Source organism: Pantoea sp. Pa-EAmG (genome assembly GCF_030024295.1).
GTDB lineage: Bacteria > Pseudomonadota > Gammaproteobacteria > Enterobacterales > Enterobacteriaceae > Pantoea > Pantoea dispersa.
In genome coordinates this window covers 1-11,547 of sequence record NZ_JASEWO010000148.1, presented here as the reverse complement: position 1 = coordinate 11,547, position 11,547 = coordinate 1, and the positions used below count along the sequence as shown (strand labels likewise).

8 protein-coding genes are annotated in these 11,547 nt (G+C 58.6%); all 8 read left to right on the top strand.

The annotated features are described in order from the left end of the window. On the top strand, positions 1 to 278 hold a 278-nt coding region (locus tag QMM04_RS17215; RefSeq protein ID WP_282996597.1), incomplete at its 5' end, for a type VI secretion system contractile sheath small subunit. Between the two features lie 33 nt (positions 279 to 311). Next, a complete protein-coding gene (gene tssC, locus QMM04_RS17210; protein WP_058781795.1) occupies positions 312 to 1,859 on the top strand; it encodes a type VI secretion system contractile sheath large subunit in 1,548 nt (515 codons plus the stop codon). Between the two features lie 17 nt (positions 1,860 to 1,876). Then, positions 1,877 to 3,217, top strand: coding sequence for a type VI secretion system baseplate subunit TssK (gene tssK, locus QMM04_RS17205; protein WP_282996596.1), 1,341 nt, complete (start codon positions 1,877 to 1,879; stop codon positions 3,215 to 3,217). Then, complete coding sequence (tssL, locus tag QMM04_RS17200; RefSeq protein ID WP_215229923.1) at positions 3,214 to 3,900, top strand: type VI secretion system protein TssL, short form; 687 nt, start codon at positions 3,214 to 3,216, stop codon at positions 3,898 to 3,900. Before tssK ends, tssL begins: the two co-directional genes overlap by 4 nt. Then, positions 3,897 to 5,600, top strand: a complete 1,704-nt coding sequence (locus QMM04_RS17195) for an OmpA family protein (protein WP_282996595.1) — start codon at positions 3,897 to 3,899, stop codon at positions 5,598 to 5,600. The genes tssL and QMM04_RS17195 overlap by 4 nt, the downstream gene beginning before the upstream one ends. A 5-nt stretch (positions 5,601 to 5,605) precedes the next feature. Beyond that, a complete protein-coding gene (gene hcp / locus QMM04_RS17190; RefSeq protein ID WP_282996594.1) occupies positions 5,606 to 6,097 on the top strand; it encodes a type VI secretion system effector Hcp in 492 nt (163 codons plus the stop codon). Between the two features lie 338 nt (positions 6,098 to 6,435). Then, positions 6,436 to 9,090, top strand: coding sequence for a type VI secretion system ATPase TssH (tssH, locus tag QMM04_RS17185; RefSeq protein ID WP_282996593.1), 2,655 nt, complete (start codon positions 6,436 to 6,438; stop codon positions 9,088 to 9,090). Then, positions 9,087 to 11,465 carry a type VI secretion system tip protein VgrG gene (gene vgrG, locus QMM04_RS17180; protein ID WP_282996592.1) on the top strand — a complete coding sequence of 793 codons (2,379 nt, stop codon included), beginning with the start codon at positions 9,087 to 9,089 and terminating at the stop codon, positions 11,463 to 11,465. Before tssH ends, vgrG begins: the two co-directional genes overlap by 4 nt. Positions 11,466 to 11,547: the final 82 nt, after the last annotated feature.

The window sequence follows — 11,547 nt, the reverse complement described above, 5'->3', positions numbered from 1 at the left end:
TCACGGTTGCCGTTAAAAATACGCTGGCCGATGACGGCAGCGAAGACAGCATCAGTCTGACTTTCCAGAGCATGAAAGATTTCTCTCCGGAACAGGTCTCCCGGCAAATACCTCAGCTGAAGGCCATGCTTTCCATGCGTAATTTACTGCGTGATTTAAAAGCCAACCTGCTGGATAACCAGGCCTTCCGAAAAGAGCTGGAAAAAATTCTGCTGGACCCGGCGTTAAGTGCAGAGCTGCGCGCTGAGCTCTCAACCCTGGCACCAAAACAGCCATAACCATCACGATGATTTAACGGATTAATAAGGAAGATGCTGATGTCTGTAAATAATGAGAATGCGACGGGTGGCGAGAGCGTGGTGCTGGAACGTCCGGCAGCCGGTGGGGTTTATGCCACCCTGTTTGAAAAGATCAATCTCAACCCGGTTTCTGAGCTGAGCGCGCTGGATATCTGGCAGGATGCGCAGGCGATGTCGGATGCAACGGCGGATGAGCGTTTAACCGCCGGCATGCAGGTATTTCTGGAGTGCCTGAAAAAATCAGGCGCAAAAGTTGAAAAACTCGACAAAAACCTGATTGACCATCATATCGCCGCGCTGGATCACCAGATCAGTCGTCAGCTGGATGCGGTCATGCATAGCGAAGAGTTCCAGGCAGTGGAGAGCCTGTGGCGCGGCGTGAAATCGCTGGTTGATAAAACCGATTTCCGCCAGAACGTGAAAGTCGAACTGCTGGATATGTCTAAAGAAGACCTGCGTCAGGACTTCGAAGACAGCCCGGAAATTATCCAGAGCGGCCTGTATAAACACACCTACATTGATGAGTATGACACACCAGGCGGCGAGCCGATTGCGGCGCTGATTTCCGCTTATGAGTTTGATGCGTCTGCGCAGGATGTTGCCCTGCTGCGCAATATTTCAAAAGTGTCTGCTGCGGCGCATATGCCGTTTATCGGCTCTGCCGGCCCGCAATTCTTCCTCAAGGATTCAATGGAAGACGTGGCGGCCATCAAAGATATCGGTAACTATTTTGACCGCGCTGAATACATCAAGTGGAAATCCTTCCGCGAGACGGACGATTCGCGCTACATCGGTCTGGTGATGCCGCGTGTGCTGGGTCGCCTGCCGTATGGCCCGGACACCGTACCGGTGCGCAGCTTCAACTACGTTGAAGAAGTCAAAGGCCCGGATCACGACAAATACCTGTGGACCAACGCCTCGTTTGCCTTCGCATCCAACATGGTGCGCAGCTTCATTAACAATGGCTGGTGCGTGCAAATCCGTGGTCCACAGGCCGGTGGTGCGGTGCAGGATCTGCCGATTCATCTGTACGATCTGGGCACCGGTAATCAGGTGAAGATCCCGAGTGAGGTAATGATCCCGGAAACCCGCGAATTTGAGTTCGCCAATCTCGGTTTCATTCCGCTGTCCTACTACAAAAACCGCGACTACAGCTGCTTCTTCTCGGCCAACTCCACCCAGAAACCTGCGCTGTATGACACTGCGGATGCCACCGCCAACAGCCGCATTAACGCCCGTCTGCCGTATATCTTCCTGCTGTCGCGTATCGCGCATTATCTGAAGCTGATTCAGCGTGAAAACATCGGCACCACCAAGGATCGGCGTCTGCTGGAACTGGAGTTAAACACCTGGGTGCGCGGTCTGGTGACCGAAATGACCGATCCGGGCGATGAGCTGCAGGCTTCTCACCCGCTGCGCGACGCGAAGGTGGTAGTGGAAGATATCGACGACAACCCGGGCTTCTTCCGCGTCAGGCTGTACGCCATCCCACACTTCCAGGTGGAGGGCATGGACGTCAACCTGTCACTGGTTTCCCAGATGCCGAAGGCGAAATCGTAAGCGAAGGCAGGAAGCCAATGAAAACGGAACAACCGTTATGGGGCAGGGGCGTTATGGTCTCTCCCCAGCACTTCCAGCAACAGGTCGCCTATGCGGCCTGGTCTGCGGAAGGCATCGCCCGGCTGGGCCTCTCCCATCCCTGGGGGATGATTGCAGCCACGTTCGAACCTGATGCACTGAAGCTGGGCCGCCTGCAGGCCCGTCATCTGCACATCCGTTTCCCCGATGGCACGCTTATCGACACCGATAACGCCGATGACCTGCCGCCGGTGCTGATGCTTGAGGGCGAATCACAGGACGTGGTAGTGGTGCTGGCGCTTCCGCTGCTGCGGGCAAATGGCGGCAACTGCCTTAAACCCGATGAGGTGGCCGAGCGCCCTGTGCGTTATCGCCAGCGCTGGCGGGATGTCCGCAACACCTTTGGCGATGATACCCGGCAGATTGCAGTGATGCAGCCAGAGCTGACGCTGCGTTTTGCCCATCAGAACAACAGTGATTATCTGACCTGTCCGGTCGCCCGTCTGCAGCAGGATTCCCAGGGCAGCTGGGCACTCGATGAAACCTGGCTTCCGCCACTGCTGGCTCTGCAGGGCAGCCGCTGGCTGGTAACCCAGCTGGAACAATTGATGACGCAACTGCGTGCCCGTCTGGGTCGACTGATGGCCATGCGACGTGAAAGTAACGAGCGCATGGCCGACTTTGCCGTGGCTGATGTGTCGTTATTCTGGCTGCTCAATGCCCTGAACAGCGCAGAACCGGTGCTCGGCCAGTTTCAGCGTAACCTGCAAAGTCCACCGGAGCGTTTGTACCCGGAACTGGCGCGGCTTGCGGGCAGCCTGCTGACTTTCTCGCTGGAACATCAGGTGAGTGCTATTCCGGTCTGGCAGCATGAACAGCTGAATAGCGTCTTCCCGCCGCTGTTCGACTTACTGGGCGATCTGCTGGAAGCCAGCCTGCCGTCGCGGGTGGTGGCGATTGAGCTTGAGCACGATGCCCGGCTGCACTTCTGGCAAGCCCGTCTGCATGACCCGCGTCTGCGTGAAGGGGCGGATTACTACCTCTCCGTGCGTTCACCGGTGCCGGTGGCACAGCTGCAGGAGCAGTTCCCGCGCCAGTGCAAGGTCGGCAGCCCCGATCATGTCAGAAGTATCGTCAATTCATCGCGGGTGGGTGTGCCGCTGACCCCGCTGCGCCATGTACCGGCAGCCATTCCGTTACGTCTGGAAAATCAGTATTTCAGCCTTGATGTCTCTCATCCTCAGGCCACTGAAATGCTCCAGGGCGGCACTTGCATGTTTTACGTTCCGGGCATGCTCGGCGAGCCTGAACTGGAACTCTTTGCGGTGCTGAGAACATGAGTGAGCGTAAACGCGGCGCTGCCGCGTCCATTGATATTGATGCCCTGCTGCAGAACACCTGGCTGCAGGTGATCAGCCTGCGTCACGGCCCAACATTCCAGAATGGGGAAGGGCGAACGTTGTGGGAACGCTGCATTGCTGATGTGGAGCGCGTGCAGCGTGAGCTGAAAACGGGCGAACTTGATGAAGCCAGCTGCCGGCATATTCTCACCGCACAGTGTGCGCTGCTGGATGAGGCGGTCAAAGGTCGCGGTGTGGAGGATGATGCCTGCGTGCAGTGGTATGACATTCCCCTGCAGGGGCACTTCCTCGGCACCATGGACGCCGGTGACACGCTGTGCGATCGGATGCGCGATGTGCTGCGTGAACCGGCTCCGGATCCTGCAGTCGTGACCTGCTTCCAGCGGGTCATGCTGCTGGGTTTCCTCGGCGGTTTCCGCTCCCTGAGCGACCCGGAACGCCAGAAACTCGTCAGTGCACTCAGTGAACATGTCACGCCGTTCAGCTATCCACAGACCCACCCCGTACTGGCGGAAAGCCGTGCCGGACGGAAAATAGGCTGGCTGTCGTCGTGGCCCGTGCGTATCGGCCTGAGTGTGGTGGTAGTCGCTGCACTCTGGTGGGGGCTGGATCGCTGGCTGGATCAGACGCTGCAGACCCTGTTGCCGGGAGTCGTGAAATGAGTCCTTTACAACAGCGCGGGCTTGCGCTGTGGGCAGCCCTGCTGAGTACCGGGGTCTGCCTGGGTTTTCTGCCGGTATCCAGGTGGGTTTCGGTACTCGTTCTTTTTACCGTTATGGGGCTTATCCTGGCGTTCCGGACTGTCGCCAGTCGCCGTGAACAGCATGATGTCACCCTGCGTCTGGAGGACCTGCCCGACGCCACTTACCGTCAGCCCGTGGTGCTGGTTTGTGGCGATCTGCCGCTGGCCTGGCCGCAGCAGTCACCGGTACTGACAGCCACGCAGGGATGCTGGATCCGCGTGGAGGATCATCAGGATCTGGCGCAGGCTGCCCGTCAGATACTGTGGTTACGTCCTGACTGGGGACGCCAGCTGTCGGTGATGGTCAGTGTCTGTCCGCAGCAGCACCCTGATAGCGAAGCCCTGACCAGTCGCCTGCTGACCCTGCGCTGGCACATCAGCCAGCTGCGTAAAGTAACCGGTCATTCTATGCCGCTGGTGCTGAATGGTCAGGTCGGCAGCGCGATGACGAATGACGTGTTCTGGCAGGCGGTTTTCCCGGGTGAAGGCGTGAGGGTCTGGCGTGAATCTTCAGCCCCGGGTTCTGTTGCTGAATGGGTTACCACCGGCGGAACGCCTGCGATACAGCAGCAGGTGCTGATGAACAGTCTGATGAACTGGTTCCGTCAGCATGTCCAGGCCGTCTTTATGGATGAGAACCCCGATGTCCCGGTCATTGCACCTGCTGCGGTGCTGTGGGGAATGGGGCCGATCCTGGCCGGAAGCCTGGCCACATCGGCCTGGACGACATGGCTTTCCCGTCACACCGCGATGCAGCAGGTGTCTGGCTGGCAGCCGGTGGGAACGGACAGTACGGTGATTTCCCTGTTCCCGGATTTTATTCTGCCATTACTACCGGAAGGGCGGGGTCTGACGCCGCGTGAGCGAACCTGGCGCTGTGCGCTTGGGCTCTTCACGCTGGCGGCCATTGCCGCACTGCTCAGCAGTGGCTGGAACAATCGCCAGCTGCTGCGACGCGTGAGCTTCGATATTGTCCGTTACAACAGCATCGCCATGGATGATTACGGCCCGAAAGCCAGCGCCGTACAGGTGCTGCGCGAGGATGCGGCGCTGCTGGATGAGCAGGCGCGCAATGGTGTACCGGCCCGGCTGGGCCTGGGGCTTTATCGGGGGGAACGTCTGCGCATACCGGTACTGGAAGCGATACGCTCATATGTGCCGCCGCCTCCGCCACCGAAGCCTGTGGAAAAGGTCGCGCCGAAAATCATCCGCCTCGACAGCATGTCGCTGTTCGATACCGGCAAATGGGCCCTGAAACCCGGCTCGGTGAAGCTGCTGGTGAACTCGCTGGTAGGGATTAAGGCAAAGCCCGGCTGGCTGATTGTGGTGGCAGGCCATACCGACAGCACGGGCGATAACCAGTCCAACCAGGTGCTGTCGCTTAAGCGTGCGGAGTCCGTGCTCGACTGGATGCGCGATACCGGCGACGTGCCGGAGAGCTGTTTTGCGGTGCAGGGCTCCGGCGAAAGCCGTCCTGTCGCCACCAATGACACCCCGGAGGGCCGTGCGCTCAACCGCCGTGTCGAAATCAGCCTGGTGCCGCAGGCGAATGCCTGCCGGCAGCCGGGCAACACACCCGCGTCATCGGATGATGGCGCGTCAAAAAATGAAATGGAGTAATTAACATGGCAATTCCTGTTTATCTGTGGCTGAAGGACGACGGCGGCGCGGACATTAAAGGTTCCGTGGACGTGAAGGACCGTGAAGGCAGCATCGAGGTGGTGGCGCAGGAGCATAACCTGTACATCCCGACCGACAACAACACCGGCAAACTGACCGGTACGCGTATCCACACGCCGTTCCTGTTCACCAAGGAAATCGACTCCTCCAGCCCGTACCTGTACAAGGCGGTGACCACCGGCCAGACCCTGAAATCGGCTGAGTTCAAGTGGTACAAAATCAACGACGCGGGCCAGGAAGTGGAGTACTTCAACACCAAACTGGAAAACGTGAAAGTCGTGAAAGTGAATCCGGTAATGCATGACATCAAAAATCCTTCTTTCGAGAAGCACAACCACCTTGAGCAGATCGAACTGCGCTACGAAAAAATCACCTGGACCTATAAAGACGGCAACATCATTCATTCAGATAGCTGGAACGAACGCGCCACCGCCTGATTACGCGTCATATTTCGTGCCGCAGGTGCGTTGGCCGCGCTCGTCCGCCCCGGTCACATAGTTATCTATGCTCCCGGGGCGGATGAGCTTGCCGCCTTCCTGCGACACGAACTATTTAGCGTAATCGACTGTGTGATGGCGTCGTGGGGGCGGCATTCTGGCCGCCCAAATTCGGCCGTGTTGCCTTGTTCGCGACCGTGATACGCATTCTGTCAGATGTCTGGTGATTTCATCCGCGGCGGGTGAAATCACAAGTCATTTCCTTCTTTCCTGCTGCCTTATGCGCTTTGGTTTACAGCGATGGGCGGTAGCGTACCCCCAATCAGGAGATTTTTGCTATGGACAGTCAGCCAACCGCGCTTCTGCGTCGTCTTAACCCATTCTGCGCGCAGGCACTGGAAGCCGCCGCCTCCCTGTGTCAGACCCGCGCCCATGCGGAAATTTTTCCGGAGCACTGGCTGCTGAAACTACTGGAGCAGGGGGAAGGTGACCTGACGGTGCTGGCACGCCGCTATGAGTGGGATATGGATATGCTATGGCAGGATTTGCTTGCCTGGCTGGATAAACTGCCGCGTTCAGTCCGTCAGCGTCCGCAATTGTCTGACACTCTTCAGACGCTGATGCAGGAAGCCTGGCTGATTGCTTCTCTCAACGGTGAGGAACAGATCCGCAGCGTCCATTTGCTGATGGCGCTGGTTGATAAACAGAAACTGGTGCGCTGTGACGGGCTGTGGCCGCTGCTGACGCTGGGCCACAGTCAGCTGGAACGTCTGCGCCCGCTGCTTGATGGGCAGTCTGAAGAGCGCCCGGAACGGCAACAGGCAGCGGAACTCGCACAGAGTCATGGTGGTGAGGTGGAGTTTGTTGGGCGCCCGGGCGCGCCTATAAAGGAAGGCGAACTCAATCCGGCGCTGCAGAACGCACTCGATAAATTCACGCTCGACGTTACCGCCAAAGCCAGAGAAGGCAAAATCGACCCGGTTTTTGGGCGCGATACGGAGATCCGCCAGATGGTGGATATTCTCTCGCGTCGTCGCAAAAACAACCCGATTCTGGTCGGCGAACCGGGCGTCGGTAAAACCGCGCTGGTGGAAGGCCTGGCTTTACGTATCGCTGAAGGCAACGTTCCGGAAAGCCTGAAGCCGGTTTTTCTGCGCACCCTCGACCTTGGTTTGTTGCAGGCGGGCGCAGGCGTGAAGGGCGAATTCGAACAGCGCCTGAAAAACGTGATTGATGCGGTGCAGCAGTCCCCGGTACCGATTCTGCTGTTTATCGATGAAGCGCACACCATCATTGGTGCCGGCAATCAGGCCGGCGGCGCGGATGCCGCCAACCTGCTGAAACCGGCACTGGCGCGTGGCGAACTGCGTACCATCGCCGCCACTACCTGGTCTGAATACAAGCAATACTTCGAACGCGATGCCGCGCTGGAGCGCCGCTTTCAGATGGTGAAGGTCGACGAGCCGGACGACGAGACCGCCTGCCTGATGCTGCGCGGCCTGAAAGCCCGCTACGCCGAACACCACAACGTGCATATCACTGATGATGCAGTACGCGCAGCCGTCACGCTGTCCCGCCGCTATCTGACCGGCCGCCAGCTGCCGGACAAGGCGGTTGACCTGCTGGATACCGCCGCCGCACGTGTGCGCATGAGTCTTGATACCGTGCCAGAACAAATTGTACGCCTGAAAGCGCAACTGACCGCGCTGGCACTGGAAGCGCAGGCGCTTTGCGAAGATATCGCCGCCGGCAGCAACCGTCATGATGACCGCCTGGGTGCCATTGAGCAACAGCGGACTGAACTGGAGACGCGCATCGAAGAGCAGGAAGCACGTTTCAGCCACGAAAAGGCGCTGGCACAGCAACTGACGGCCAGCCGCCAGGACATCAGCCAGCAGGCTGAGATTTCCGACCTGCAACAGCGGCTCGAACAGGCGCAGCAGGGCGATGTGCTGGTTCAGGTGGATGTGGACACCCGCACCGTCGCGAATGTAATTGCCGACTGGACCGGTGTCCCGCTGTCTTCGCTGATGAAAGACGAGCAAACCGAACTGCTAACGCTGGAAAACGAAATCGGCCAGCGTGTGGTCGGGCAGGACGTGGCGCTGACCGCCATCGCCCGGCGCCTGCGCGCGGCGAAGACCGGACTCACGTCAGAGAACGGCCCGCAGGGCGTATTCCTGCTGGTTGGCCCGAGCGGCGTCGGTAAAACTGAAACCGCGCTGGCGCTGGCGGATGTGTTGTACGGCGGTGAAAAATCGCTGATTACCATCAACCTGTCCGAGTATCAGGAGCCGCACACTGTTTCCCAGTTGAAAGGTTCACCGCCGGGCTACGTGGGTTACGGTCAGGGCGGCATTCTCACCGAAGCGGTACGCAAGCGCCCGTACAGCGTGGTATTGCTTGATGAGGTAGAAAAGGCGCACCGCGACGTGATGAACCTGTTCTATCAGGTGTTTGATCGCGGCTTTATGCGCGACGGCGAAGGGCGTGAAATCGACTTCCGTAACACCGTTATTCTGATGACCTCCAACCTCGGCAGCGACCATCTGATGCAACTGCTGGACGAACAGCCGGAGGCCAGCGAAAGCAGTCTCCACGAGCTGCTGCGCCCGATATTGCGCGACCACTTCCAGCCGGCGCTGCTGGCCCGTTTCCAGACGGTGATTTATCGCCCGCTGGCTGAGGCCGCCATGCGTATCATCGTGGAAATGAAGCTGTCACAAGTCAGCAAACGCTTACATCGTCACTACGGTTTGACCACGCAGATTGATGAGAGCCTGTATGACGCGCTGACCGCCGCCTGCCTGCTGCCGGATACCGGCGCACGCAACGTCGACAGCCTGCTCAATCAGCAGATTCTGCCGGTGCTGAGTCAGCAACTGCTGAGACACATGGCCGCCAGACAGAAACCACAGTCGCTATGGCTGAGCTGGAGCGAGGAAGAGGGGATCGGGCTGGAGTTTGACCGGACTGAAGGAGATAACGCATGAACACCCGTCTCCCGATCAGATTCAGCCACAGCCATCATCAGTTGTCGGTGAAGGGATGTGAAGCCGGGCTTAATGTGCTGGCGTTTGAAGGCGATGAGGCGCTCAGCCGGCCGTTCAGCTACCGTATTGAATTCACCAGCTCTGACCATGCCATCAGCAAAGAGATGATGCTGATGAAAGCGGCCTCCCTGACGCTGCAGGCCCCGGTTGACCAGGGTTACGGCATCAAAATGCAGCAGGCGGTGCGCACCCTTCAGGGCGTGGTGAGCGGCTTTGAACGCCTCGGTACATCAAAAGATGAGACCCATTATGCCCTGACGCTGCAGCCACGCCTGGCGCTGCTCGACCGTTCACACCAGAACGCCATTTATCAGGACATGTCGGTGCCGCAGATTGTGGAGAAAATCCTGCGCGAGCGTCACAACCTGCGCGGTCAGGATTTTCTGTTCTCGCTCTCAAAAGAGTACCCGCGCCGTGAGCAGGTGATGCAGTACGGCGAGGATGACCTGCGTTTCATTACCCGCCTGCTGGGTGAGGTAGGTATCTGGTTCCGCTTTACCACGGATACGCGCCTGAACATCGACGTCGTGGAGTTTTACGACGGTCAGCAGGGGTATGAAAAAGGCCTGACGCTGCCCTCAGTGCCGCCGTCTGGCCAGCATTCAGACGGAGTGGACGCGGTGTGGGGGATGGAGAGCCATCATAACGTGGTGCAGAAGCAGGTCAGCACCCGCGACTACAACTACCGCCAGGCCACGGATGACATGAATACCGAGGTTGATGTGACCCGCGGGGATGCTACCACCTGCGGGGATGCCTACCACTGGGGGGACAACTACCTTACCCAGGGTAATGCGTACGACCGCAATCCGGCTGCGGAGTCGGGGGCGTTCTATGCCCGCATTCGTCATGAGCGCTACCTGAATGGCCAGACCCGGACCCATGCCACCACCAGCTGCCCGACCCTCTCTCCGGGCCAGATGCTCAACGTCACCGGTGGGTATGAAGTGGCCGAGGTGTTTGCTCAGGGCGTGGTCATCACGGCGATGCGCAGCCATGTGCGGCGTGACCGGGATTTTGAAGTGCATTTTGACGGGATCCCGGACAGCACGGATTTTAGTTTCCGTCCTGAGCCAGGCTCACGCCCGGTGATGGCCGGCACATTACCGGCCCGCGTCACCAGTACCACGGAAAATGACACCTACGGCCACATCGATAAAGACGGCCGCTATCGCGTCAACATGCTGTTTGACCGGGATAACCGGGAAACCGGGTTCGAGAGCCTGTGGGTGCGCCAGTCCCGCCCGTATGCCGGCGACACTTACGGTCTGCACCTGCCGCTGCTGGCGGGCACCGAAGTGGCGATTGGCTTTGAGGACGGTAACCCGGACCGGCCATACATCGCCGGCGTGCTGCACGACTCGGCGCATGGCGACCACGTCACCATCCGCAACTACAAACGCAACGTGCTGCGCACCCCGGCGAACAACAAAATCCGCCTCGACGACGAGCGCGGAAAAGAGCATGTCAAGGTCAGCACCGAGTACGGCGGCAAGAGCCAGCTGAATCTGGGGCACCTGGTCGACGGCGAAAAGCAGAAGCGTGGAGAGGGTTTTGAGCTCAGAACCGACAGCTGGGGCGCCATACGGGCACAGAAAGGGATGTTCATCAGCGCTGATGGCCAGACGAAAGCACAGGGCCAGGTGCTGGAGATGCAGCCGGCGGTCAGTCTGCTAAAAGGAGCGTTGAATCAGGTAACTGGATGGGGAACGATTACGCAGACTCACCACAACATAACGCCTGATTCTGAGCCATTAAGAGCATTTGTTTCCGCTGCCAGTGAGCTTAAAGAGCCTGCGCTGCTGCTGTCTTCACCTAAGGGTATTGCTGCCGTTACGCCTGAAACGACTCTGATGCACAGCGGGAAAGGGTTGTACCTGCAGAGCCTGGGAGAAGTCAATATCACCGCAGCACAGCGCTATTCGGTGAACGCAAGTCAGGCGGTTTCGCTGTTAGCCCTACAGGAAGGAATGCGGCTGGTATCCGCCAAAGGTGCACTGGAGATTGAATCACATAGTGATGTGCTGTCGCTGACTTCCCTGAAGGATGTCACCGTCCAGTCAACGCAGGGACACCTGCAGTTGACGGCAAAGAATGGGATCACGCTCGCCTGCGGTGGCGCTTATATCAAGCTGACGCCACAGGGAGAAATCAACGTGCATGGTCCAGGCCTGTTAAGCCTCAAAGGGCAACATAAATTACAGGGCCCGGCGAGTGAGGATTATCCGCTGCCAGAATTGCCTTCATCAGTATGCAAAGAGTGTCTGAAAAAGGCGCAGCGGCTGGCACAGGGCTTTGTGCCAAGGGAGGCATAAATGAACACGACCCATATAACTGCCTGGGTGAATCTGCTTCAGCAAACCTGCGCTGATATAAATCTGACTCACCTTGATTTTA